This window comes from Brenneria sp. hezel4-2-4 (assembly GCF_013155275.1).
In the GTDB taxonomy this organism is placed as follows: Bacteria; Pseudomonadota; Gammaproteobacteria; order Enterobacterales; family Enterobacteriaceae; genus Brenneria.
In genome coordinates this window covers 64,196-90,383 of sequence record NZ_JABJXS010000011.1, presented here as the reverse complement: position 1 = coordinate 90,383, position 26,188 = coordinate 64,196, and the positions used below count along the sequence as shown (strand labels likewise).

The window sequence follows — 26,188 nt, the reverse complement described above, 5'->3', positions numbered from 1 at the left end:
CTTAAGATGGATTGGGAAGCGTCCCCCAGAAGGCGGCAATCAGCGGTTCGCTGAGCCGCTTTTTCTGCACGCAAACGCCCAGTTCCAAAGGTTCCATCGCCTGTTCGGCAAAAACGGAGACACGATTGCGTACCGGCTCCGGACTGTTTTCCAGCACGATATCCGGGATTAAGGCAATGCCGCAGCCCAGCGCCACCATCGACACCATCGCCTCGTGGCCCGATACGGTGGCATAGATCTGCGGCGTGGCGATGCGGTGGCGGCGAAACCACAGTTCGATGCGTTTACGCACCGGCCCGTGCTCCGGCAGAATGAACGGTATTTCCGACCAGTCCGGGTTGGCGTGTTTTACCTGAGCCTGCACCGGACAAGGCAGCGCCGGGATGATAAGCGACAGCGGGATCTTGCCTATCGGCATGAATTCCACGCTGGCGGGCAGGCTTTCCGGGTGGCCGGCGATCCCGAGGTCGGCGTCGTTGGAGTGGACTTTGTCGACGGCGTCCGCGGCGTCACCGGTGGTCAGCTTGATCTCTACCAGGGGATGTTCCGCCCGGAAACGATCCAAAATTGGCGGTAAATGGCTGTAAGCGGCGGTGACGGAGCAAAAAATACGCAGTTCGCCGCTAAGCGATGGCCCGCGTTGGCTGATAGCGTGTCGAAGCTGCTGATATTGCAGCAGCGTTTGCTGGGCGAACCGCTTTAGTTGTTCCCCGGCATCGGTGAGCTGCACGGTGCGGTTATCGCGCTGAAACAGGGTTTGGCCGACATTTTCCTCCAGCCGTTGAATTTGCCGCGATAGCGTGGAAGGACTGATATGCATCGCCTTTGCGGTGCGGCCGAAGTGCCGGCTTTCCGCCAAATGCAGAAATAATTTGAGATCACGTAAATCCATGCGCTGCGAGCCTCGCGTTTATCTTGCAGATTTTGCAATATGACGTTGTTAATATATCAATTTGAGCAACGCATTTCCTGTCATATGATGGGGGCATAGCGGTTTTCCTATCTCGCGGGAAAGCTTTTCTGAATAACAGATAAACAAAACATCATACGGAGTACTACATGGCTAACTATTTCAACACATTGAACCTGCGTCAGCAGCTGGCGCAATTGGGCCAGTGCCGTTTTATGGGACGTGACGAATTCGCCGATGAAGCGGGCTTCCTGAAAGGTAAAAAAGTGGTGATCGTCGGCTGTGGCGCACAGGGCTTGAACCAGGGGCTGAATATGCGTGACTCCGGTCTGGATATCGCTTACGCGCTGCGTCAGGAAGCGATTACCGAGAAACGCGCCTCATGGCGTAAAGCCACTGAAAATGGTTTCACCGTCGGCACCTATGAAGAACTGATCCCGCAGGCGGATTTGGTGGTTAACCTGACGCCGGACAAACAGCACTCCGCCGTGGTTCAGGCTGTTCAGCCGCTGATGAAGCAGGGCGCGGCACTGGGTTATTCCCACGGTTTCAACATCGTTGAAGTAGGCGAGCAGATCCGTAAAGACATCACCGTGGTGATGGTGGCGCCGAAGTGCCCGGGTACGGAAGTGCGTGAAGAATACAAACGTGGTTTCGGCGTGCCGACGCTGATCGCGGTTCATCCGGAAAACGATCCGCAAGGCGAAGGCATGGCGATCGCCAAAGCCTGGGCGGCGGCAACCGGCGGTCATCGCGCCGGCGTACTGCAATCCTCTTTCGTCGCCGAAGTGAAGTCCGACCTGATGGGCGAGCAGACGATCCTGTGCGGTATGTTGCAGGCAGGGTCTTTACTGAGCTTTGATAAGCTGGTGGCCGACGGCGCTGATGCGGCCTACGCGGAAAAACTGGTGCAGTTCGGTTGGGAAACCATTACCGAAGCGCTGAAGCAGGGCGGCATTACGCTGATGATGGACAGATTGTCCAATCCGGCCAAGCTGCGCGCCTTTGCGCTGTCTGAGCAACTGAAAGAGATTATGGCGCCCTTGTTCCAGAAACATATGGACGACATTATTTCCGGCGAGTTCTCCAGCGGCATGATGGCCGACTGGGCGAACGATGACCTCAAGCTGCTGACCTGGCGTGAAGAAACCGGTAAAACGGCGTTTGAAAACGCGCCGCAGTTTGACGGTAAAATCTCCGAGCAGGAATATTTTGATCACGGCGTGCTGATGATTGCGATGGTGAAAGCCGGGGTGGAACTGGCGTTTGAAACCATGGTGAGCTCGGGCATTATCGAAGAGTCGGCTTACTACGAATCGCTGCATGAGCTGCCGCTGATTGCCAATACCATTGCCCGTAAGCGTCTGTACGAAATGAACGTGGTGATCTCCGATACGGCGGAATACGGCAACTATCTGTTCGCCAACGCCGCCGTGCCGTTGCTGAAAGAGAAATTCATGGCGTCGCTGCAACCGGGCGATTTAGGTAAAACCGTGGCGGCGACAGAGGTGGACAACGCACAGCTGCGTGACGTTAACGAAGCGATTCGCAACCACCCGATCGAAAGCGTCGGTCGTAAACTGCGCGGCTATATGACGGATATGAAACGTATCGCCGTTGCGGGTTAATCCCATTCGGTCATAAAGCTCAAAAGGCACAGCATTCGCGGTGCCCAGACCGTTGACAAAGCCCGTTATTAGGGAGAGCGTGGCGAGGGGCCGTAGCGGCGTAAGCCGCCGGAGCGCCCCTCGGTACGCTAGGCCCGGGTATCTCAGGCTTACAAACGACTTTGTCAGCAACCTCAGGCACAGCATTTCGCTGTGCCTTTTGTTTTTTGGGGAAAACGACGCTAAAAGCGACTGGCGCAGCGAGCCGCGCCTTGTGCCCGGAAAGATTAAACCTTGACCGATTTAAATTCCGCTTCCGCTTTGCTGAAACGCTCGGTAATCACCTTGGATGGCGCCCGGCCCAGCAGGCTGACGACAACGATGGTCAGGCAGTTGAACAGGAAACCGGGGATGATTTCATACAGTCCCAGCCAGGCGTACTGTTTCCAGAGCAGTACAGTGGCCGCGCCGACAATCATGCCGAACAGCGCGCCGTTGCGGGTCATGCGCGGCCATAGCAGGGAGAGCAGAATAACCGGGCCGAATGCGGCGCCGAAACCGGCCCAGGCATAGCTGACCAGCCCCAGCACCCGGTTTTCCGGATTGGCCGACAGGGCGATGGCAATCACCGCCACTAATAACACCATAGCCCGACCGACCCATACCAGCTCTTTCTGGCTGGCATTCTTGCGCAGGAAAGGCTTATACAAATCTTCGGTAATCGCGCTGGAGCACACCAGCAACTGGCAGCTCAGGGTGCTCATCACCGCCGCCAGAATCGCCGACAACAGCACCCCGGCAATCCACGGATTGAACAGCAGTATGGACAGTTCAATAAATACCCGTTCGCTGTTTGCCGAGACGTTACCGGCTTGCTCGGGGTGATTGGTAAAGTAGGCGATGCCGAAGAAGCCCACGGTCACCGCCCCAGCCAGACACAGGATCATCCAGGTCATACTGATGCGGCGCGCATTGTGAATGGTATGGTGAGAATCCGCCGCCATAAAGCGCACCAGAATATGCGGCTGGCCGAAATAGCCCAGTCCCCAGCCCATCAGGGAGATGATGGCCACGAAACTCATCCCTTTGAACATATCCAGATTGGCCGGGTTCTGCGCTTCGATCACCATCAGCGAGGTGTCAATGCCGCCGAGCGACAGGATCACCATCACCGGCGTCAGGATCAGCGCGAAAATCATCAGGCTGGCCTGGACGGTGTCCGTCCAGCTTACCGCCAGATACCCGCCGATAAACGTATAGGCGATGGTCGCCGCCGCGCCCGCCCACAGGGCGGTGCCGTAGCTCATGTCAAAGGTGCTTTCGAACAGGCGGGCGCCCGCCACCACGCCGGAGGCGCAGTAGATGGTGAAAAAGATCAGAATCACCAGTGCGGAAATCACCCGGAGCAGTTTACTGGTGTCTTCAAAGCGGTGGGTGAAATAGTCCGGCAACGTCAGCGCGTTGTGATTGACTTCCGTGTGTACGCGTAAACGACCGGCGACCCATTTCCAGTTGAGATAGGCGCCGATCGTCAGGCCGATGGCGATCCAGCTTTCAGAGATACCGGAAATGAAGATGGCGCCCGGCAATCCCATCAGCAGCCAGCCGCTCATGTCGGATGCGCCGGCGGAGAGCGCGGTGACCACGCTCCCCATCCTGCGACCGCCCAGAATGTAATCGCCGAAGTTGTTGGTGGCGCGATAGGCGAACAGGCCGATGAGTACCATCCCGAAGATGTACACCAAAAAAGTCACCAGCATAGGTGTGCTCATTGTCATTTAACTCTCCATTTTCATTATTATTCGCGCACCGTTTTGGTTGCGATAAACCCTGGCTTTTCACGCCGGCCGGAACGGGGCGCGGAGTGAAAATAGTGCCGGTTGCGATAAGCGCCACCTTATGGGGGCAGTTGGTTATCCTAGTTGAGTGCATGCGTTGTCAACAATATTTTTAACATATGAATTACATATTTCTCACTCTGCGTCACATTAACCATAATCGGCCTGGCCGAAAATCGGGCTGCGGCGCATGGTATAATCCCATGATAATAATATGGATAAGCGGATCTTATAGCGAATTCCCCTTTTCCTCCCGGCGCTGATAAGGCGTTTTCGCCGTGGCTAAATGTTAAAAAAAGCAAAAAATATTGCCTCGCGCACGCCCCTGATTTAACAAGGTTGCACAAAGTTGCAACATGATCGATATTGACGTTGACGATATGTACTTTAATCACAGGAGTGGAGTAAATGGGTTCTACCACGATGGGTGTAAAACTCGACGAGGCAACACGCGACCGGATCAAGGCCGCCGCGCAGCGGATCGATCGCACGCCGCACTGGCTTATCAAGCAGGCCATTTACAATTATCTGGAACGCCTCGAAAGCGGCGCCGATACTCCTGAGATACCACAATCGGCTACGTCCAGCCACATTGAAGCGGAAGAGATTATGCCGCAATCTCAGGAAGAAGAAACCCATCAGCCTTTTCTGGATTTTGCCGAACAGATATTGCCTCAGTCGGTTATCCGCGCCGCCATCACATCGGCCTATCGTCGGCCCGAAACCGAACTGGTGCCGATGTTGCTTGAACGGGCGAGATTATCCGATGAAATTGCGCTATCTACCCATAAAATGGCCTACGATCTGGCCGGGAAGCTGCGGGGGCAAAAAGGGGCCACCGGCCGTGCCGGTATGGTTCAGGGGCTGCTGCAAGAATTTTCACTTTCCTCACAGGAAGGGGTGGCGTTGATGTGTCTGGCCGAAGCGTTGCTGCGCATTCCGGACAAACCGACCCGCGATGCGTTGATCCGCGACAAAATCAGCGCCGGAGACTGGCATGCCCACCTTGGCAACAGTCCGTCGCTGTTTGTTAATGCCGCCACCTGGGGATTGCTGTTTACCGGCAAGCTGGTCGCCACCCATAACGAAGCCAAACTGTCGAATTCGCTTAATCGTATTATTGGCAAAAGCGGCGAGCCGCTGATCCGCAAAGGCGTGGATATGGCGATGCGTCTGATGGGGGAGCAGTTTGTCACCGGCGAAACCATCGCCGAGGCGCTGGCGAATGCCGGCAAGCTGGAAGAGCAGGGGTTCCGCTATTCTTACGATATGCTGGGGGAAGCGGCGCTGACGGAGAAAGACGCCGCCGCTTATCTGGTGTCTTACCAACAGGCCATTCATGCCATTGGCAAAGCATCCAACGGGCGCGGTATCTATGAAGGGCCGGGGATTTCCATCAAGCTGTCGGCCCTGCATCCCCGCTATAATCGGGCGCAGTATGAGCGAGTGATGGAAGAACTGTATCCGCGTCTGCTGTCGCTCACCTTACAGGCTCGTCAGTACGATATCGGCATCAATATCGATGCGGAAGAGGCCGATCGGCTGGAGATCTCGCTCGATCTGCTGGAAAAGCTCTGTTTCGAGCCGCAGTTGGCGGGCTGGAACGGGATTGGGTTCGTCATTCAGGCGTATCAGAAACGTTGTCCGTTCGTCATCGACGCCCTTATCGACCTGGCTCAGCGCAGCCATCGGCGGTTGATGGTCCGTCTGGTGAAAGGCGCCTATTGGGACAGTGAAATCAAGCGCGCGCAGGTGGACGGGCTGGAGGGCTACCCGGTCTACACGCGCAAGGTCTATACCGATGTGTCCTATCTGGCCTGCGCGCGTAAATTGCTGGCGGTGCCGAACCTGATTTATCCCCAGTTCGCCACCCATAATGCGCATACGTTAAGCGCGATTTATCACCTGGCTGGCAATAACTATTACCCCGGACAGTATGAGTTTCAATGCCTGCACGGCATGGGCGAACCCTTGTATGAACAGGTGGTGGGGAAAGTGGCCGATGGCAAGCTGAATCGGCCCTGCCGCATTTATGCGCCGGTCGGAACGCACGAAACCCTGCTGGCCTATCTGGTTCGCCGTCTACTGGAGAATGGCGCCAATACCTCGTTTGTGAACCGCATTGCCGATACGACCCTGCCGCTGGAGAAACTGGTGGCCGACCCGGTCGGCGAGGTTGAAGCGCTGGCGGCGAGCGAAAGCCGGATCGGCCTGCCGCATCCGCGAATTCCGTTGCCGCGCCGTCTGTATGGCGATGTGCGCCCCAACTCCAGCGGACTGGATTTGTCGAATGAGCACCGTCTCGCCTCCTTATCCAGCGCGTTGCTGACCAGCGCGACGCAATTATGGCAGGCCGGGCCGATCATGGTCGGAGAACCGCAACCCGGCGAGGCGCAACCGGTCGTCAACCCGGCGGACTCCCGCGATATTGTCGGCTATGTTCGTGAGGCCGGCGAAGCGGATGTCGGCCGGGCGCTTGAGGCGGCGGTCAACGGCGGCGCCATCTGGTTCGCCACCCCGCCGGCAGAGCGCGCGGCCGTGCTGGATAAAGCGGCTGAAATAATGGAAAGTCAGTTGCAGCATTTGCTGGGATTGCTGGTGCGCGAAGCCGGTAAGACATTCGGCAACGGCATTGCCGAAGTTCGCGAGGCGGTCGACTTTTTGCGCTATTACGCCTGTCAGGTGCGTGACGCGTTTGCCAATGATTCACATCGTCCATTAGGGCCGGTGGTGTGCATCAGCCCGTGGAATTTCCCGCTGGCTATTTTTACCGGACAGATTGCGGCTGCGCTGGCGGCGGGTAACAGCGTGCTGGCCAAACCCGCCGAACAAACGCCGCTGATTGCCGCGCAGGCAGTGCGTATCCTGTTGGAAGCCGGCGTTCCCGCGGGCGTATTGCAACTGTTGCCGGGGCGGGGGGAAAGCGTCGGCGCCGCGCTGGTCAATGACCGCCGGATCCGTGGCGTGATGTTTACCGGATCAACCGAGGTCGCCAGCCTGTTGCAACGCAGCATCGCCGGGCGGCTTGATGCGCAGGGGCGTCTTATCCCGCTGATTGCCGAAACGGGCGGGCTGAATGCGATGATTGTCGACTCTTCCGCGCTGACCGAACAGGTGGTGACCGATGTGATTGCCTCGGCGTTCGACAGCGCCGGACAGCGTTGTTCGGCGCTGCGGATCCTGTGCGTTCAGGAGGATGTGGCGGATCACACGCTGCAAATGCTGCGCGGCGCGATGGCGGAATGCCGGATGGGGAACCCGGAGCGTCTGGCTACCGATATCGGCCCGCTGATTGACGCGGAGGCGAAAAATACCATTGAGCGCCATATTCAGGCGATGCGGGCGAAAGGACGCAACATCTTCCAGGCCGCTCAACATCACGTGCAGGATGAACAGGCGTGGGCGCGCGGCAATTTCGTGATGCCGACCCTGATCGAACTGGACAGCGTTGATGAACTGCAAAAAGAGGTGTTCGGCCCGGTCTTGCACGTGGTGCGCTATCAAAGCCAAAACCTGAATGCGCTTATCGATCGGATTAATGCGGCGGGGTATGGCCTGACGTTGGGTATTCATTCCCGTATTGATGAGACCATCGCGCGCGTCACCCGCAATGCCAACGTGGGCAATCAGTACGTTAACCGCAATATGGTCGGCGCGGTGGTCGGGGTGCAACCCTTTGGCGGCGAGGGATTGTCCGGCACCGGCCCGAAAGCGGGCGGGCCGCTCTATCTGTACCGTTTACTGACCTATCGCCCGGATGATGCGCCGTTACAGGGATTGACGCGACAGGATGGCGAGACGGTGGATGCTTCGATTCGCGCCACCCTGCTGCCTGCTTTGCAGGCGCTGGAAAAATGGGCGACGACGGAACATCACCACGGCCTTGCGGTGCTCTGTCAGCGCTACGGCGAACTGGGATTAGGCGGAACCACGCGCCTGCTGCCGGGGCCGACCGGCGAGCGTAATACCTATACGCTGCTGCCCCGCGAACGCGTGCTGTGCTGCGCGGATAACGAAGATGATGCCTTAACGCAGGTGGCTGCGGTGTTGGCGGTGGGCGGCGGCGTGCTGTGGCAAGAAACGGACCTGCTGCGCGATCTGTATCGGCGTCTGCCTGACGGCGTTCAGGCCCGCATCCGCTTCAGCGCGGACTGGCGGCAGGATAGCCAGACTTTTGATGCCGTTATCTATCATGGCGATGCGGATCAGCTACGCTTGCTGAGCGAGCAGGTTGCCAAGCTTCAGGGGCCGATTATTTCGGTACAGGGTTTTTCCCGCGGTGAAACCAACCTGTTGCTGGAGCGTTTGCTGAATGAGCGTTCGCTGAGCATCAATACCGCCGCCGCGGGGGGGAACGCCAGCCTGATGACCATCGGCTAACCGGATCATCAGACTCATCCCCCGTCTCTTCGTTATGAGTCGGGGGATGGGATTAGTTACGGTATAGCACTTTAATCAGGTGATAACCGAACTGGGTTTTTACCGGGCCAAAGGGCGTTAGCAGTTCGCAGGAGAACACCGCCTTGTCAAAGGCGGGCACCATGTCGCCTTTACGGAACTCGCCTAAATCGCCGCCGTTACGTTTTGACGGGCAGGTTGAATATTGCCGCGCCAGTTTTTGAAAGTCCGCGCCCTGTTGCAACTGGGTCAGAATATCATTGGCCTGCTGTTCGGTATCCACCAGAATGTGCAATGCTGCCGCGGTATTTGCCATTTTATTACCTTTTGATGATAGGGATTGACCTACGCAATGTAGCATTTGCCACGCAGGATGTGGACTGCGGCGATGAGAAATCCCCGATCGGGATCGGTTCGCCTTTCTGCTACAATCTCCTCCCGTTTTATGACTGAGCACTTACGTTATGCGTCTAAATCCCAGCCAACAACATGCTGTCGAATTTGTTACCGGCCCTTGTCTGGTGCTGGCGGGAGCCGGTTCGGGAAAGACGCGCGTCATCACCAATAAAATTGCTCATCTGATCCGCCAGTGCGAGTACCAGGCCCGGCATATCGCCGCGGTGACCTTTACCAACAAGGCCGCGCGGGAGATGAAAGAACGTGTCGCGCAAACGCTGGGGCGCAAGGAAACCCGTGGGTTGACCATCGCCACCTTCCATACGCTGGGGCTGGAGATCATTAAGCGGGAGTACGCGGCGCTAGGGATGAAAGCCAATTTCTCTCTGTTTGACGATCAGGATCAGATGGCTCTGCTAAAGGAATTAACCGAGCAGTGGCTGGAAAATGACAAAACGCTGTTGCAACAGTTAACCGCGGCGATCTCAAACTGGAAAAACGATCTTATCGATCCCGCCGGGGCCGCCGCCACGGCGCGTTCTGAACGGGACAAGCTGTTTGTGCATTGCTATGCGCTGTACCACGACCATCTTCGGGCCTGTAACGTACTGGATTTCGACGATCTTATTCTGCTGCCGACGCTGTTGCTCAAACGCAATGACGAGGTGCGCGAGCGCTGGCAGAACCGCTTGCGCTATCTGTTGGTGGATGAATATCAGGACACCAACACCAGCCAGTATGAGCTGGTTAAATTGCTGGTGGGCAGCCGCGCCCGCTTCACGGTGGTGGGGGATGACGATCAGTCGATTTATTCCTGGCGCGGCGCGCGGCCGCAGAATCTGGTGCTGTTGCAGCAGGATTTCCCCAGGCTGGAAGTCATCAAGCTGGAGCAAAACTACCGCTCTTCCGGCCGGATTCTGAAAGCGGCGAACATCCTGATCGCCAATAATCCGCATGTGTTTGAAAAACGCCTGTTCTCGGAGCTGGGCTATGGCGATGAATTGAAGGTGATTACCGCCAACAACGAAGATCACGAAGCCGAACGGGTGGTGGGCGAGCTGATTGCCCATCACTTTATTAAAAAAACCCAGTATGGCGACTATGCCATCCTGTATCGCGGTAATCATCAGTCCCGGCTGTTTGAAAAAATGTTGATGCAGAACCGCATTCCTTATCGGATTTCCGGCGGCACCTCGTTTTTCTCACGTCCCGAAATCAAGGATCTGCTGGCCTATCTGCGCGTATTGACCAATCCGGATGATGACAGCGCCTTTTTGCGTATCGTCAACACGCCAAGACGCGAGATCGGCCCGGCGACGCTGAAGAAGCTGGGCGAATGGGCCAATCAGCGCAATAAAAGTCTGTTCAGCGCCAGCTTTGATTTGGGATTAAGCCAGTCTTTGACCGGTCGCGGGCTGGAGTTTTTACAACGGTTTACCCAATGGATGGCCGAAGTGGCCCGTCTGGCGGAGCGTGAGCCGGTGGCGGCGGTGCGCGATCTGATCCACGGGCTGGATTATGAAAGCTGGCTATACGAAACCTCTCCCAGCCCGAAAGCGGCGGAAATGCGCATGAAAAACGTCAATCAGCTGTTTAGCTGGATGACGGAAATGCTGGAAGGATCGGATCTGGATGAGCCGATGACGCTGACCCAGGTGGTCACGCGCTTCACCCTGCGGGATATGATGGAGCGCGGGGAAAGTGAGGAAGAGCTGGATCAGGTGCAGTTAATGACGCTGCACGCCTCGAAAGGTCTGGAATTCCCCTATGTGTTTCTGGTCGGCATGGAAGAAGGGCTGCTGCCGCATCAAAGCAGCATTGATGAAGACAACGTCGACGAGGAGCGTCGTCTGGCCTATGTCGGCATCACCCGCGCCCAGCGCGAGCTGATATTTACCCTGTGCAAAGAGCGGCGGCAGTATGGCGAGCTGGTGCGCCCGGAACCCAGCCGTTTCCTGCTTGAGCTGCCGCAGGACGATCTGAACTGGGAAACCGAGCGTAAAGTGGTCAACGCGCAGGAACGGATGCAGAAAGGGCAGAATCACCTGGCGAGTATTCGGGCGCAGTTGGCCAAGGCCAAGGAAAACGGCAAGTAACCTCAGGGCGGGAAACCCGCCCTGTTCCCAGTTACGGCGTGATGATTTTTCCGTCGACGCTCACATTTTCCGTTGCGGTGAAATTCCACGGTGTTTCGCCGTCGCGTAATCGGCTAAACAGGATGTGATTGAACTGGCTGTCGCGCAGGTCGCTGATAGCCGCGGGCGCAACGTTATCCAGCTTGACGTTGTCGAAGCGGATTTTGCTGTGCCAGGCGTCTTTCGCGCTATCTCCTTTGATTTCAATAGACGGCGATTTACCGGTCGTCCCCTGCACCGTGACATTTTTTACCAGGAAGTCATGAAACTGAGCAGGGGTTTTTGCCGCTGGATAATCGATTTTCGCATTGGCATCGGAGTAGCTCAGCGTAATCACCACCGCCTGTTTGGCGATATCCTTCATGGCGTTGTTACGAAACAGGATGTTGCGGGCGCCGCCGCCGATATCGGTGGTGCTTTTAGCCCGCAAACCTACATCGGTCAGGTACATAACGTTGTTTTCCGCGACGATATTTTCAATCCAGGCGCCGGTATGGCTGCCTGTCACGATCGCGCCATGCCCCATACGAAAGTAGTTATTGAAAAGCCAGGCGCCGCTCATCGGTTCTTGCTGGCGGGCTTTTTCCCCCGTCCCGGCGGCGAAGTTGATGCTGTCATCGCCGGTATCAAAAAAGTTATTGAATACCATAACGTTCTTGCTGTTGCCGAATTCTATGCCGTCACCGTTGTTGGCGTCATAGGTCTGATGGATCAAACCGTTTGCCACCACGTTGTGATTTTCCAGATTCATGATGCCGTGAAACGCCGGGTTACGCACGGTGAAGTCGGCCAGATAGACATTTTCCACCCCGCGTAAAGTGATCAGGCTGGAGCGCCGTTGTCCGTAGGCGGTTTTGAGATCCATTCCGCCGGCGACGGCCTGCGCGACCTGATTTTTAGCCAGAATGCCGTCTTCATGCACCTTGCTATTTTTACTGGCGATATACTGCGGCAACACATTGCCTAATTCGTCTTTGATTTCGCCTTGCTGGGTGCGCAGCCAGCCGTTGCCGTCAATCATGCCTTTACCGACGATACGGATATTGCGAAACGTGCCGGGGTGCGAGCTGTTGGCGTCAATCGCATTAATCAACGATGCCGGACGCTCGCTGGTGGAGTAAGCGTAAAGATGATAACCCGCCGGATAGTCGGCGGGATCGTCCGATCCCAGCAGCACTGCGCCTTCCGTCAGGTTCAACGTCATATCGCTTTTTAACCAAATCGCGCCGGTTTTATAGGTTCCTGCCGGAATGTCGAGGCGGCAACCGGGTTTACAGGCGTCAATGGCCCGCTGAATGGCGGCGGTGTTAAGCGTTTTACCATCGGCCTTGGCGCCAAACGCATTAATATCAAGAATCTGGGTGAATGCCGCGGTTTTGGCGCTCACGCGGTTGCTGTCGCCGGAAAGCGAGCCGTCGGCATAGACCGCTTTGACGGTGAAATGGTGCTGCGCGTCGGGTTGCAGCCCCTCAACCTTAAAATTGTGTATCACGATTTTATGATGAAAACCGGCTTTATCGCCGGCATAAAACGCATTGATATACGCTTTGGCCGGAGAGTATTTATCGTTGTTTTGACTGGCCAGCCCCAGGGATTTCCCGTCCTGATAAACCTGATAATCGATGATATTGCCGGTGTCTTCCGGAGATTCCCATACCAGAACGATACTGTGATCGTCATAGGCCAGCGTGGGAACCTGCAAATTCTGTGGCGCGGACGGCGCATCGGCGGCGAAAAGAGGGGCGGCGGCCGTCAGGCTTAGCATTACGGCAAACAGACGGGTACGGTAACGAAGAGAAGGTCGCATGGTTATCCTTAGTCCTCAGAGTGTCGGGTTAACTTAACGTTACAGGGCAAGCGGCTATCAAAGCCTTTTTGGTTATAATGGAAACGATGTTTTATAAAAATACATCCATCGTTTCTTTTTTAAATGGAAGGCGATCACAGAACAAAAGACGGTCTTGAAAACGACGGGATAATACGTACGGGAGAGGGCGCCTACAGGAATAGGCGCTAAGTGATATTTTCTTCCAGCATCAGCGGCCAATGAACGTAGCTTTGCCAGCGGCTTTCCTGTTCCAATGCTTCCGCCCGTAACGGATGCTGCGTCATCCAGCCCGCGGGCAGAATAACGTTCAGACTGTCGCCCTCGGCGCGCAGACGCACGGCGGGGAGGGTGTCGTCACGGCGGCGGCTGGCGAAAATAACCGCCAGACGCAGCAGGCGGCACAGACGCTGGGCCTGTATCACCGGCAGCGCGTTTTGCTGACTGAGCGGCATCAGGTCGACGGGATTGCTTTGATTTTGCAATAACGTAGCCAGCAGTTTCTTTTGTGCCGGGGTAAAGCCGGGAAGATCGCTATGGCGGATCAGATAGGCTGCATGTTGCGGGGATTGGCGAAAATCGATGCTCAGACCAATTTCATGAACCAGACAGGCATATTGCAGAAGTTCACGACATCGGTTGTCCAACTGCCAGTCCCGGGCGACCTGTTGCAGGAAATTATCGGCCAGCGAGCTGACCCGCCTGGCTTGTTCCACATCCAGCAAATAACGGCGTTGCAGGTTGTGCAGCGTACGTTGACGAATATCCTGTTCAATCGGCAAGTGCAGCATGCCGTACACTAACCCTTCGCGTAGCGCGCCGCCGGCCAGCGTCATGGTTTTAATGTCGAGTTCCTGAAAAATCGCCAGCAGAATGGCCAACCCGCTGGGGAACACCAGCGCCCGTTCCAGCGTCAGGCCTTCGATTTCCAACTCTTCCAGCTTATCGCACTGGATCGCATGCTGTTTTAGCTGCCGGAGTTTGGTCAGCGTGATGTATTCGTCCATCCCCTGCGCGACCATGATCTCCTGCAAGGCCTGTACCGTACCGGATGCGCCGACGCAGATTTGCCAGCCCTGTTCGCGCAGGGAGGCCGCAACCGGACGCACCATTTCGCGGGCCGCCTGTTCGGCGCGCTCAAAATTGCCGGTTTCCAGATTGCGATCGCTAAAATAGCGCTCCAGCCAGGTTACGCAGCCCATGGGCAGGCTGATCAACCGGGTGGCCTGTGCGCCGATACCGGTCGCCAGCTCGGTGCTGCCCCCGCCAATATCGACCACCAGACGCTTTTCCGGGCCGCCCGTCGTATGGGCAACCCCCTGGTAGATAAGCCGGGCTTCTTCTTCGCCGCTGATAACCTGAACCGGTAAGCCCAGTATCTGCCGGGCTTGTTGCAGAAATTCGTCGGCGTTGACGGCCAGCCGCAGAGTGGCCGTGGCAACCACGCGCACCTGTTCCCGGGGGATATCCTGCAACCGTTCGGAAAAAAGTTGCAGGCAGTGCCAGCCTCGCTGCATCGCTTCCGGCGATAACCGATTTTGCTTATCCAGCCCCGCCGCCAGGCGGACTTTACGCTTTATTTTTGCCAGCGTCTGAATGCTGCCTGCGCTTTCCCGTACCACCAACATATGAAAACTGTTGGAGCCAAGATCGATGGCGGCATACAGTGAAGAAGAGCTCAGCATTGGCGATCAACCCGGCCGTTTACGATTATTACGCGGCGCTCCACTGCGGCGCGGCGCGTTATGCCGGCGCGGGCCGCTGTTGGAACGCGGTGGACGCGTTATACGTTTCGGCGCCGGTAAATCGTTCAGCAGCGCGTCGCTATTGTATTTGCTGACCGGAATACCATGACCAATATAGGTTTCAATGGCCGGCAGGTTCAGCGCATACTCTTCGCAGGCAAGGCTGATGGAGAAACCGCTTTCGCCCGCGCGGCCGGTACGGCCGATACGGTGAACGTAATCTTCGCAGTCATCCGGCAGATCGTAGTTGAATACGTGAGTGACCAACGGGATATGCAGGCCGCGCGCCGCGACATCCGTCGCAACCAGAATGTCCAGATTGCCGTTGGTGAAATCGTCGAGAATGCGCAGCCGTTTCTTCTGCGCCACGTCGCCGGTCAACAGACCGACGCGATGACCGTCGGCGGCTAAATGGCCCCAGATATCTTCACAGCGGTGCTTGGTATTGGCGAAAATAATGCAGCGATCCGGCCACTCTTCCTCAAGAAGTGTCTGCAACAGACGCATTTTTTCTTCATTAGAGGGATAGAACAGCTCTTCTTTAATACGGTGGCCGGTTTTTTGTTCCGGTTCGACTTCCACGTATTCCGCATTATTCATTTGCTCAAAGGCAAGCTCGCGCACGCGGTAGGAAAGCGTTGCGGAAAAGAGCATATTCAGGCGCTGCGTCACCGGCGGCATGCGGCGGAACAGCCAGCGGATATCTTTGATAAAACCGAGGTCGTACATGCGGTCGGCTTCATCCAGAATAACTACCTGGATCGCGCCTAGATTAATGTGGTTCTGTTTGACGTAGTCGATCAGGCGGCCGGTGGTGCCGACCAGAATATCGACGCCGCTTTCCAGCACCTTGAGTTGTTTGTCATAACCATCGCCGCCATAGGCAAGGCCGAGTTTTAAGCCGGTCAGGCGGGAAAGCGCTTCTGCATCAGAGTGAATTTGCACGGCTAATTCACGGGTCGGCGCCATGATTAAGGCGCGCGGCTGATTGATCTGACGCTCTGCATTCGCAGGGTGTGAAAGTAAATAATGGAAAGTAGACGCGAGAAAAGCCAGCGTCTTGCCGGTACCGGTTTGCGCCTGACCTGCTACATCACGCCCTGACAAAGCCAGTGGCAATGCTAACGCCTGGATCGGCGTACAGTTATGAAACCCTTTACTTTCAAGGGCTTCAATAACCTGCGGGTGCAGGGCGAAGTCGGAAAACTTCTGTTCGGTTAAGTGTGTTTTGCTCATAGTGTGGTAGAATATCAGCTAACTATTGCTTTACGAAAGCGTATCCGGTGAAATAAAGTCAACCTTGTTGTTGATTAATGCTACACCAGCAAGACAGACATAATCCTGTGGAGTAAAACATGAGCGATAAAATTATTCACCTGACTGACGACAGTTTCGATACGGACGTATTGCAGGCTGAGGGCGTTACCCTGGTTGATTTCTGGGCTGAGTGGTGCGGTCCCTGTAAAATGATCGCTCCTATTCTGAATGAAATCGCTGAAGAATTTGACGGTAAATTGACCGTCGCCAAGCTGAACATCGATGAAAACCCGGCGACCGCGCCGAAATACGGCATTCGCGGTATTCCTACGCTGTTATTGTTCAAGAATGGCGAAGTCGTGGCAACCAAAGTGGGCGCCCTGTCCAAAGGGCAATTAAAAGAGTTCCTGACGTCTAATCTGTAAATCTCCGCGGGCGGCAAATCGGACAATGCACAATTCTCATATTGACCGCTTGCCGCCCGTCAGGAAGCGTGCTAGATTCTTCCCTACTGCATATCGTACTTACCTATGTTTAAGCGTTTGAGCTTAAGCCTGAAAGTTTGAATCTAAAGCATTACTCTGTGTCGAAATCGGAAAGTCATTGATTTACAAAAATGTTCGTTCTCTGGTTTGGGCAATCTAATAGTTTTAAAATAATTGGTTTTATGTGTCTTCGATCTCTTGCCGTCGTTTTGTGCAGATTCTGCGCGCCTTAAGTGTGAAACAAAACAGATACCTGATGGTTGAAGGCCGTTATAGAGGCATGGATGACCCTGCCATACCATTCACGTTAATAGTTCGAGATTTACCCCGAGTTTAAAAGAACCCACCATTATGAATCTTACCGAATTAAAGAATACGCCAGTTTCCGAGTTAATTACTCTTGGCGAAAATATGGGGCTGGAAAATCTGGCCCGCATGCGCAAACAGGATATTATCTTCGCGATTCTGAAGCAGCATGCTAAAAGTGGCGAAGACATTTTCGGCGATGGCGTGCTGGAAATATTGCAGGATGGTTTTGGCTTCCTCCGTTCCGCAGACAGCTCCTACCTCGCCGGCCCTGATGATATCTATGTTTCCCCCAGCCAAATCCGCCGTTTTAACCTTCGTACCGGCGACACCATTTCCGGCAAGATCCGGCCGCCAAAAGAAGGTGAACGTTATTTTGCGCTGCTGAAAGTTAATGAAGTCAATTACGACAAACCCGAAAACGCCCGCAGCAAAATCCTGTTTGAAAACCTGACGCCGCTGCATGCCAACTCCCGTTTGCGTATGGAGCGTGGTAATGGTTCGACTGAGGATTTAACCGCCCGCGTACTGGATCTGGCCTCGCCGATCGGCCGCGGTCAGCGCGGTCTGATTGTAGCGCCGCCGAAAGCGGGTAAAACCATGCTGTTGCAGAACATCGCGCAAAGCATTGCTTACAATCATCCCGACTGCGTGCTGATGGTGCTGCTGATTGACGAACGTCCTGAAGAAGTGACCGAAATGCAGCGTCTGGTTAAAGGCGAAGTGATCGCTTCCACCTTTGATGAACCGGCTTCCCGTCACGTTCAGGTCGCCGAGATGGTGATCGAAAAGGCCAAGCGCCTGGTTGAACATAAGAAAGACGTGATCATTCTGCTGGACTCCATTACCCGTCTGGCCCGTGCCTACAACACCGTTGTTCCCTCCTCGGGTAAAGTGTTGACCGGCGGTGTGGACGCCAACGCCCTGCATCGTCCCAAACGTTTCTTCGGCGCGGCGCGTAACGTTGAAGAAGGCGGTAGTCTGACGATCATCGCCACTGCGTTGGTGGATACCGGCTCCAAGATGGATGAAGTGATTTACGAAGAGTTTAAAGGCACCGGTAACATGGAGCTGCACCTCGCGCGTAAAATTGCTGAAAAACGTGTTTTCCCGGCGATCGACTATAATCGTTCGGGTACGCGTAAAGAAGAATTGCTTACCACGTCTGAAGAACTGCAAAAAATGTGGATTTTACGTAAGATTATCCACCCAATGGGTGAGATTGACGCGATGGAATTCCTGATTAATAAGTTGGCGATGACCAAGACCAACGACGAATTCTTCGATATGATGAAGCGTTCATAAATCACGGATGAACTCGGGGAACGCCACGCTGGGTCGTGGCGTTTTTTATATCTGTGCTTAATATAGTCCGTTGATATCAAGATGCAGGCAGGCGGCGACACACCTGCAACCTGAAAGATGACGGGTATAAAATGCTTGTCCCAGACGTTAATCTTAAATCGCGTTTCTTTTATACTATGCCCGCCTGACGGACAGCTCGTGTCGGTTACGTCGCGAACCTGCGCCAATCAAGACAGACGGACAATAGCATTCAAGGCGTAAACCGAGCATATATTGAGCAGCCACAGCGGAGCTGTGAACGGTGAACTTACTCATTATGAGTACCGAATTATTAACCATTTTTCTGTTTTCTCTGGGCTTCCTGTTTCTTGCCCGTAAGGTGGCGAGAAAGATAGGGCTTGTCGATCGCCCCAACTACCGCAAACGGCATCGTGGACTGGTTCCGCTTGTAGGCGGTATCTCCGTATACGCCGGGATCTGTTTTACCTTCCTGATCACCGATCAATACATCCCCAATTTCCGGCTTTATCTGGCTTGCGCCGGTGTGCTGGTGTTTGTTGGCGCGCTGGACGACCGCTTTGACATCAGCGTGAAAATCCGCGCCATCGTGCAGGCCTGCGTCGCGGTCGTCATGATGGCATTCGCCGGTCTCTCTTTACATAATCTCGGGCATATTTTCGGCCCGTGGCAAATGGGGCTGGGGCCGTTTGGCTATCTGGTGACGCTGTTCTCCGTTTGGGCGGCGATCAATGCCTTTAATATGGTTGACGGCATTGACGGGCTGCTGGGCGGATTGTCCAGCGTCTCATTTGGCGCGATGGGCATACTGCTGTATCTGAGCGGTCATGTAAATCTGGCGCTTTGGTGTTTCGCCATGATCGCCGCCACCCTGCCTTACATCCTGCTTAACCTTGGCGTTTTCGGCAAACGGTATAAGGTTTTCATGGGGGATGCCGGGAGCACCATGATCGGTTTTACCGCGATCTGGCTCCTGATCCAAACCACGCAGGGCGTTCATCATCCGATCAACCCCGTCACGGCGTTATGGATTATCGCCATTCCGCTGATTGATATGATTGCGATCATGTATCGCCGTTTGCGTAAAGGGATGAGCCCGTTTTCACCCGATCGTCAGCATATCCACCATCTCATGATGCGCGCGGGGTTCACTTCCCGGCAGGCTTTTGTCCTGATCACGCTGGCGGCGGCGTTGTTGGCGGCGATCGGAGTACTCGGAGAATCTCTCTTTTTTGTTCCAGAATGGGTTATGTTGGCATTATTCTTGCTCACATTCTTGTTGTATGGCTACTGCGTTAAACGCGCATGGCGAGTAGCGCGTTTCATTAAGCGCATCAAACGCCGTATGCGGCATGTTGATGAGCAAAAGCAGTCGTCTTGACTAAATAACGTTGGGGAAGTAATGAAATCAGAGAACCTGTCTACCGGGAATGCGTTGGTTGATAACGAACTGGACATTCGCGGCTTAGTTCACACGTTGTGGCGTGGAAAACCTTGGATCATCGTGATTGCGTTGCTGTTTAGCATTACCGCGTTGTTCTATTCCTATCTGGTCAAACAGGAATGGAGCGCGACGGCGATTACCGATAAGCCGACGGTAAACATGTTGGGAGGATACTATTCGCAGCAGCAGTTCCTGCGTAACCTGGATGCTAAATCTTTCTCCGCGCCACAGCCTGAGCAACCCTCCATCTCTTCGAGCGCGTATGACGAATTCATCATGCAATTAGCGGCTTACGATACCCGCCGCGATTTCTGGTTGCAGACCGACTACTATAAACAACGTCAGGAAGGGGATGCCAAAGCCGATGCCGCTTTGCTTGACGAGCTGGTGAATAATATTCAGTTTATCCCGCATGACGACGCCAAAAAGACCAACGACAGCGTGAAGCTGACGGCGGAAACGGCCGCCGATGCCAATACATTGCTGCGTCAGTATGTTACGTTCGCCAGCCAGCATGCGGCGACCCATCTCAACGAAGAGATTAACGGTGCATGGGCGGCCAGAACCATCTTTATGAAATCGCAGATTAAGCGTCAGGAAGCCGTGGCGAAGGCGATTTATGAACGTGAGGTTCGCAGCGTCGAACTGGCGCTGAAAATCGCCCAGCAGCAAGGCATCAGCCGTAGCCAGACCGATACGCCGGCGGATGAACTGCCGGCGTCGGAAATGTTTTTACTGGGCAGGCCGATGCTGCAAGCGCGTCTGGAGTCGCTACAGACCAGCGGGCCGCATTATGATCTCGATTACGATCAAAATCGCGCCATGCTGACGACGTTGGATGTAGGACCGACGCTTGACGCCAATTTCCAGACCTACCGATATTTGCGTACGCCGGAAGAGCCTGTTAAACGCGACAGCCCGCGCCGTGCTTTCCTGATGGTGATGTGGGGCGCGATCGGCGCCTTGGTGGGCGCGGGGGTTGCTTTGGTTCGCCGTACACGCTGATCAGTCCGTTGATGAGCGTCCGATTCGCAGTAAAAGTCTGCGTCTAACCTGATTAAAGAGATTCACTGTGAAAGTGTTGACTGTTTTCGGCACCCGGCCGGAGGCCATCAAAATGGCCCCGTTGGTTCATGCCCTGGCTCAGGATGGAGCCTTTGAATCGAGAATTTGCGTGACAGCCCAGCATCGGGAGATGCTGGATCAGGTGCTGCGTCTGTTCGATATTACGCCAGATTACGATCTGAACATTATGCAACCGGGCCAGAGCCTCAGTGAAATATCTTGCCGCATTCTGGCAGGGTTGGAGCCGGTGATGGCGGAATTCAAACCCGATATGGTGCTGGTGCATGGTGATACCACCACCACCCTGACGGCCAGTCTGGCGGCTTTCTATCAACGTATTCCGGTCGGGCACGTCGAGGCCGGGTTGCGTACCGGCAATCTGTATTCGCCCTGGCCGGAAGAAGCCAATCGTCAACTGACCGGACATCTGGCGATGTATCATTTCGCGCCTACCGAGAATTCGCGCCAAAACCTGCTGCGGGAGCGCTTGTCGGACCGGCATATTTTCGTCACCGGGAACACGGTGATAGACGCCCTGTTCTGGGTGAGGGATCGCATCATTAACGATGTGGCGCTGCGCCGCAGCCTGGATGAAAAGTATGCGTTTCTGGATGCGACGAAAAAATTGATTCTGGTTACCGGGCATCGGCGTGAAAGTTTTGGCGGCGGTTTCGAACGCATATGCAGCGCGTTGGCGGATATCGCCCGGCGGCATCCGGAAGCGCAGATTGTTTATCCCGTCCATTTGAATCCTAACGTCAGCGAGCCGGTAAACCGCATCCTGAGCGGCATCAACAACGTAATGCTTATCGCGCCGCAGGATTATCTGCCTTTTGTTTATCTGATGAATCGTTCTTATATGATCCTGACGGATTCCGGCGGCATTCAGGAAGAGGCGCCGTCGTTAGGCAAGCCGGTGCTGGTGATGCGTGAAACCACCGAGCGCCCCGAGGCGGTGGAAGCCGGAACGGTGAGGCTGGTCGGCACCGACGTGGCGAAAATCGTCGATGCGGTTTCGCTGCTGCTGACCGATGAAAACGAATACCAGACAATGAGCCGGGCGCATAACCCTTATGGGAATGGCCAGGCCTGTCAGCGCATTATTGAAGCGTTAAAAAGCTCACGCATCGCCAAGGCATAATTAAGCGTCCCGCAGGGGGCGAACGGATGAGTTCGCGATAAAAATATCAGGTGACACTATGAGTTTTGACACAATTTCCGTTATCGGACTGGGTTATATCGGTTTACCGACCGCGGCGGCTTTCGCATCGCGCAAAAAGAATGTGGTGGGTATTGATGTAAATAAACACGCGGTGGAGACCATTAACCGGGGAGAAATCCACATCGTCGAGCCGGATCTGGATACGCTGGTAAAAGCGGCGGTTGAAAACGGCTACCTGCGCGCCGCCAACAAACCGGTGGCGGCGGATGCCTTTCTGATTGCGGTTCCTACCCCGTTCAAAGGCGATCATGAACCGGACATGGCCTATGTGCGGGCGGCGGCCGAGTCGATTGCGCCGGTGTTGAAAAAAGGCGATTTGGTGATTCTGGAATCCACCTCGCCCGTCGGCGCAACTGAGCAGATGGCCGAGTGGCTGGCGCAGGCGCGTTCCGATCTGACTTTCCCGCAGCAGGCGGGCAACGCCGCCGACATTAATATCGCCTACTGCCCGGAGCGCGTGTTGCCGGGGCAGGTGGTGGTCGAATTGATTAAAAACGATCGGGTGATCGGCGGGATGACGCCCGCGTGTTCCGCCCGCGCCAGTGAACTGTACAAAATCTTCCTTGAAGGTGAGTGTGTGGTTACTAACTCCCGCACCGCCGAGATGTGCAAGCTGACGGAAAATAGCTTCCGTGATGTCAACATCGCCTTCGCCAATGAGCTGTCGCTGATCTGCGCTGAACAAAATATTAACGTATGGGAGCTTATCCGATTGGCAAACCGCCATCCCCGCGTCAATATTCTGCAACCCGGCCCCGGCGTGGGCGGGCACTGTATTGCGGTAGACCCGTGGTTTATCGTGGCGCAGAACCCGCAGCAGGCGAGACTGATCCACACGGCCAGGCTGGTGAATGACGGCAAACCGCTGTGGGTCGTCGATCGGGTGAAAGCGGCGGTGGCCGATTATCTGGCCCAAAGCGACAAACGCGCCAGCGAAGTCACGGTGGCCTGTTTTGGCCTGGCGTTTAAGCCGGATATCGATGACCTGCGCGAAAGCCCGGCGGTAGAGATTACCGACATGATCGCGCAGTGGCATGCGGGAACGACGCTGGCGGTCGAGCCAAACGTAAAACAATTGCCCGCCGCGCTGGCCGGGCACGTCCAGTTGGTCGATACCGCCGCGGCGTTACGCGATGCCGATGTGCTGGTCATGCTGGTTGATCACCGCCAGTTCAAGGCGGTTAATCCCGGGGACGTTGCACAAAATTGGGTTATTGATACAAAAGGAGTATGGCGTTGAAGCGTATTTTAATCACCGGCGGCGCCGGATTTATTGGTTCGGCTTTGGTAAGACATATTCTGACCGAGACACCGGACAGCGTGGTGGTGGTGGATAAACTTACCTACGCCGGCAACCTGTCCTCTCTGGCGCCGGTGGCGGACAGCAACCGTTTTGCTTTCGAGCAGACGGATATTTGCGATCGGGCGGCGTTGGATCGGGTATTCGCCGATTATCAGCCCGCCGTGGTGATGCATCTGGCGGCGGAAAGTCATGTCGATCGCTCGATTGATGGCCCGGCGGCGTTCATTGAAACCAACATAGTGGGCACTTACAACCTGCTGGAAGCGGCTCGCCACTATTGGCAAAGCCTGGAAGCCGCCGCGAAAACGGCGTTCCGTTTTCACCACATCTCCACCGATGAAGTGTTTGGCGATTTGCACGGCACGGACGACCTGTTTACGGAAACGACGCCGTATGCGCCGAGCAGCCCTTATTCGGCTTCCAAAGCGTCAAGCGACCATCTGGTGCGCGCCTGGCTGCGTACCTACGGCCTGCCGACCATTATCACCAACTGTTCCAATAACTACGGCCCTTACCATTTTCCTGAAAAACTGATCCCGCTGGTGATCCTGAATGCGGTGGCCGGGAAACCGCTGCCGGTTTATGGCGACGGCGCCCAGGTTCGCGACTGGCTGTTCGTCGAAGATCACGCCCGCGCGCTCTATAAAGTGGTGACGGAAGGCATCGTCGGCGAAACTTATAACATCGGCGGTCACAACGAGCGTAAGAACCTTGACGTCGTTCAGACCATCTGTGACCTGCTGGAAGAGCTGGCGCCGCATAAACCTGCCAGCGTGCGGCACTACCGCGATTTAATCACCTATGTGAAAGATCGCCCCGGCCATGATATGCGCTACGCCATTGACGCCGGTAAAATTGAACGTGAACTGGGCTGGCGTCCGCAGGAAACGTTTGAGAGCGGTATGCGGAAAACCGTTAGCTGGTATCTGACCAACGAAAAATGGTGGCGCAGCGTGCAGGACGGCTCTTACACCGGCGAGCGCCTGGGGCTGAACGGCTGAGCGGCGCCGTCGCATGCAAGATAAGGAGCGGAGATGAAAAGTTCTGGCCTTATTCCGACCAAAGAGAGGCAAACGCCCGCCGATGCGTCGGCGATCCGTGCCACGATTGAGCCGCTGAGTTGGGAAAGCGAGTTTTTCACTCTGACCAGCGGCAAACTGAATTTCTCCTCCTCCGCGCCGGTGTTGACGTCGGCCGCGTTGGATCGCTATGCGCTGACGCAGGCTAAAATACCGGCGGACAATCTGGCGCTGGCGGATGCGTTGGCGGCGTTCGGTTTTCGTCTGGTGGAGGGCGAAGTCGATCTCTGCCTGTCGCTGGATGATGCCGCGGCGACGGCTGAGTCGCTTCATCCGCGCGAGGCCGGCCGCGCCGATATCCCGCTGTTGCGGCAGGCGGCCTCACAGGTTTTCGCTCTCAGCCGTTTTCGTTCCCCCTGGTATCAGCCGGCGGACAGCGGCCGTTTTTATGCCCAATGGATAGAAAACGCGGTGCTTGGCACTTTTGATAACCTGTGTCTGTTGGTTGAAAACCAGGCCGGACAGCCGCAGGGCTGGGTGACGATCCGTCAACTTGGCGGCGGGGAAGCGCGCCTCGGGTTACTCGGCGTTTTTCCGGGAATCGCCGCCCAGGGAGTGGGAACGCAGCTGATGGCTGTCGCAGAAAGGTGGTGTCGGCAACAAGGGATACAACGTTTATGGGTCGCAACACAGGTCAGTAATGTGGCGGCGCTTCGTCTTTATCTTCGTCGCGGTGCCCGAGTTGAGAGCACGGCATATTGGCTATACAGGTGATCACATGATTCCGTTTAATGCGCCCCCGATTGTGGGTACCGAACTCGATTATATGCAGGCCGCCATGAGCAGCGGCAAACTGTGCGGCGACGGTGGTTTTACCCGCCGCTGTCAGCAGTGGCTAGAGCACTATTCCGGCAGTAAAAAGGTGTTATTGACGCCGTCCTGCACCGCTTCACTGGAAATGGCGGCCATCTTGCTGGATATCAAACCCGGCGATGAAGTCATCATGCCGAGTTATACCTTTGTTTCCACCGCCAACGCCTTTGTATTGCGCGGCGCAAGGATTGTGTTTGTCGATATCCGTCCGGATACCCTGAATATCGATGAGACGAAAATCGAAGCGGCGATTACCGATAAAACGCGGATCATTGTGCCGGTTCACTACGCGGGCGTAGCTTGTGAGATGGACGTGATCATGGCGCTGGCGAAGAAATATGACCTGTTTGTGGTGGAAGACGCCGCGCAGGGCATGATGTCCAGCTACAAGGGCCGGGCGTTGGGATCCATCGGCCATATCGGTTGTTTCAGCTTTCATGAAACCAAAAACTATACCTCCGGCGGCGAGGGCGGCGCGACGCTGATTAACGACCCCAGGCTTATCGACCGGGCGGAAATCGTGCGTGAAAAAGGCACCAACCGCAGCCAGTTTTTCCGCGGACAGGTGGATAAGTACACCTGGCGCGATATCGGCTCCAGCTACCTGATGGCGGATATTCAGGCCGCCTACCTGTGGGCGCAATTGGAAGCCGCCGCGCAGATTAACCAACGCCGTTTACACCTGTGGCAGAACTATTACGCCGCGTTCAAACCGCTGGCTGACGCAGGACGCATCGCCCTGCCGGTTGTGCCGGCCCACTGCGTGCACAATGCGCATATGTTTTATATCAAATTAAGCGATGAGCAAGAGCGCACGCGGTTTATCAACTATATGAAAGAAGCCGAGATCATGACGGTCTTTCATTACATTCCGCTGCATGGTTGCCCTGCCGGGATCAACTTCGGTCATTTTTCCGGCGAGGATAACTACACCACGCGGGAAAGTGAGCGTCTGGTGCGTTTGCCGCTGTTCTATAACCTGCCTGACGTCAATCAGCGTACGGTAATCAACACCATTCTGAGCTTCTTCTCCTGAT

General features: G+C 55.6%; 18 protein-coding genes. 12 read left to right on the top strand and 6 right to left on the bottom strand.

The annotated features are described in order from the left end of the window. Window position 1: 1 nt before the first annotated feature. On the bottom strand, window positions 2–892 hold the full coding sequence (gene ilvY / locus HOY33_RS17465) for an HTH-type transcriptional activator IlvY (protein WP_172291416.1): 891 nt from the start codon (window positions 890–892) through the stop codon (window positions 2–4). 167 nt (window positions 893–1,059) lie between these two features. Between ilvY and ilvC the strand changes: the two genes are divergently transcribed. Beyond that, on the top strand, window positions 1,060–2,538 hold the full coding sequence (gene ilvC, locus HOY33_RS17460; protein ID WP_172291415.1) for a ketol-acid reductoisomerase: 1,479 nt from the start codon (window positions 1,060–1,062) through the stop codon (window positions 2,536–2,538). A gap of 266 nt (window positions 2,539–2,804) precedes the next feature. On the opposite strand, the gene putP is transcribed toward ilvC, so the two are convergent. Further along, window positions 2,805–4,295, bottom strand: a complete 1,491-nt coding sequence (putP, locus tag HOY33_RS17455; protein ID WP_172291414.1) for a sodium/proline symporter PutP — start codon at window positions 4,293–4,295, stop codon at window positions 2,805–2,807. Between the two features lie 468 nt (window positions 4,296–4,763). Here putP and putA point away from each other — a divergent pair, with 468 nt between their 5' ends. Beyond that, a complete protein-coding gene (gene putA / locus HOY33_RS17450) occupies window positions 4,764–8,735 on the top strand; it encodes a trifunctional transcriptional regulator/proline dehydrogenase/L-glutamate gamma-semialdehyde dehydrogenase (RefSeq protein ID WP_172291413.1) in 3,972 nt (1,323 codons plus the stop codon). Window positions 8,736–8,787: 52 nt separating this feature from the next. Here putA and ppiC read toward each other — a convergent pair whose 3' ends face one another. Continuing rightward, window positions 8,788–9,069, bottom strand: coding sequence for a peptidylprolyl isomerase PpiC (gene ppiC / locus HOY33_RS17445; RefSeq protein ID WP_172291412.1), 282 nt, complete (start codon window positions 9,067–9,069; stop codon window positions 8,788–8,790). A gap of 148 nt (window positions 9,070–9,217) precedes the next feature. On the opposite strand from ppiC, the gene rep reads away from it, so the two are divergent. Next, window positions 9,218–11,245 (top strand): DNA helicase Rep, encoded by a 2,028-nt coding sequence (gene rep / locus HOY33_RS17440; protein ID WP_172291411.1) that lies wholly within the window; start codon window positions 9,218–9,220, stop codon window positions 11,243–11,245. A gap of 31 nt (window positions 11,246–11,276) precedes the next feature. Here the strand turns inward: rep and HOY33_RS17435 are convergent, their stop codons facing one another. The 3 genes from HOY33_RS17435 to rhlB all read right to left on the bottom strand — a co-directional run bounded on the left by HOY33_RS17435 (window position 11,277) and on the right by rhlB (window position 16,090). After that, window positions 11,277–13,091 (bottom strand): glycoside hydrolase family 28 protein, encoded by a 1,815-nt coding sequence (locus HOY33_RS17435; protein WP_172291410.1) that lies wholly within the window; start codon window positions 13,089–13,091, stop codon window positions 11,277–11,279. A gap of 206 nt (window positions 13,092–13,297) precedes the next feature. After that, window positions 13,298–14,794 carry an exopolyphosphatase gene (gene ppx / locus HOY33_RS17430; protein ID WP_172291409.1) on the bottom strand — a complete coding sequence of 499 codons (1,497 nt, stop codon included), beginning with the start codon at window positions 14,792–14,794 and terminating at the stop codon, window positions 13,298–13,300. 6 nt (window positions 14,795–14,800) lie between these two features. After that, the gene (rhlB, locus tag HOY33_RS17425) at window positions 14,801–16,090 is read right to left on the bottom strand and encodes an ATP-dependent RNA helicase RhlB (protein ID WP_172291408.1); all 1,290 of its coding nucleotides are present in this window, start codon (window positions 16,088–16,090) and stop codon (window positions 14,801–14,803) included. A 119-nt stretch (window positions 16,091–16,209) separates the two neighbouring features. Here rhlB and trxA point away from each other — a divergent pair, with 119 nt between their 5' ends. The 9 genes from trxA (at window position 16,210) to rffA (ending at window position 26,187) form a co-directional block, all read left to right on the top strand. Then, complete coding sequence (gene trxA / locus HOY33_RS17420) at window positions 16,210–16,536, top strand: thioredoxin TrxA (protein ID WP_172291407.1); 327 nt, start codon at window positions 16,210–16,212, stop codon at window positions 16,534–16,536. A 411-nt stretch (window positions 16,537–16,947) separates the two neighbouring features. Continuing rightward, window positions 16,948–18,207 (top strand): transcription termination factor Rho, encoded by a 1,260-nt coding sequence (rho, locus tag HOY33_RS17415; RefSeq protein ID WP_172291406.1) that lies wholly within the window; start codon window positions 16,948–16,950, stop codon window positions 18,205–18,207. Window positions 18,208–18,508: 301 nt separating this feature from the next. Further along, window positions 18,509–19,606, top strand: coding sequence for a UDP-N-acetylglucosamine--undecaprenyl-phosphate N-acetylglucosaminephosphotransferase (wecA, locus tag HOY33_RS17410; protein WP_172291405.1), 1,098 nt, complete (start codon window positions 18,509–18,511; stop codon window positions 19,604–19,606). A gap of 21 nt (window positions 19,607–19,627) precedes the next feature. Then, window positions 19,628–20,674 (top strand): ECA polysaccharide chain length modulation protein, encoded by a 1,047-nt coding sequence (gene wzzE, locus HOY33_RS17405; protein ID WP_172291404.1) that lies wholly within the window; start codon window positions 19,628–19,630, stop codon window positions 20,672–20,674. Between the two features lie 67 nt (window positions 20,675–20,741). After that, complete coding sequence (gene wecB / locus HOY33_RS17400; RefSeq protein WP_172291403.1) at window positions 20,742–21,875, top strand: non-hydrolyzing UDP-N-acetylglucosamine 2-epimerase; 1,134 nt, start codon at window positions 20,742–20,744, stop codon at window positions 21,873–21,875. A gap of 58 nt (window positions 21,876–21,933) precedes the next feature. Further along, window positions 21,934–23,196: a UDP-N-acetyl-D-mannosamine dehydrogenase gene (wecC, locus tag HOY33_RS17395; protein ID WP_172291402.1), complete on the top strand. Its 1,263-nt coding sequence runs from the start codon at window positions 21,934–21,936 to the stop codon at window positions 23,194–23,196. Then, window positions 23,187–24,260, top strand: a complete 1,074-nt coding sequence (rffG, locus tag HOY33_RS17390) for a dTDP-glucose 4,6-dehydratase (RefSeq protein ID WP_172291401.1) — start codon at window positions 23,187–23,189, stop codon at window positions 24,258–24,260. Before wecC ends, rffG begins: the two co-directional genes overlap by 10 nt. A 33-nt stretch (window positions 24,261–24,293) precedes the next feature. Beyond that, window positions 24,294–25,052: a dTDP-4-amino-4,6-dideoxy-D-galactose acyltransferase gene (gene rffC, locus HOY33_RS17385; RefSeq protein WP_172291400.1), complete on the top strand. Its 759-nt coding sequence runs from the start codon at window positions 24,294–24,296 to the stop codon at window positions 25,050–25,052. Between the two features lie 4 nt (window positions 25,053–25,056). Further along, entirely contained in the window at window positions 25,057–26,187 is a 1,131-nt protein-coding gene (gene rffA, locus HOY33_RS17380) for a dTDP-4-amino-4,6-dideoxygalactose transaminase (protein ID WP_172291399.1), read from the top strand. Window position 26,188 lies beyond the last annotated feature (1 nt).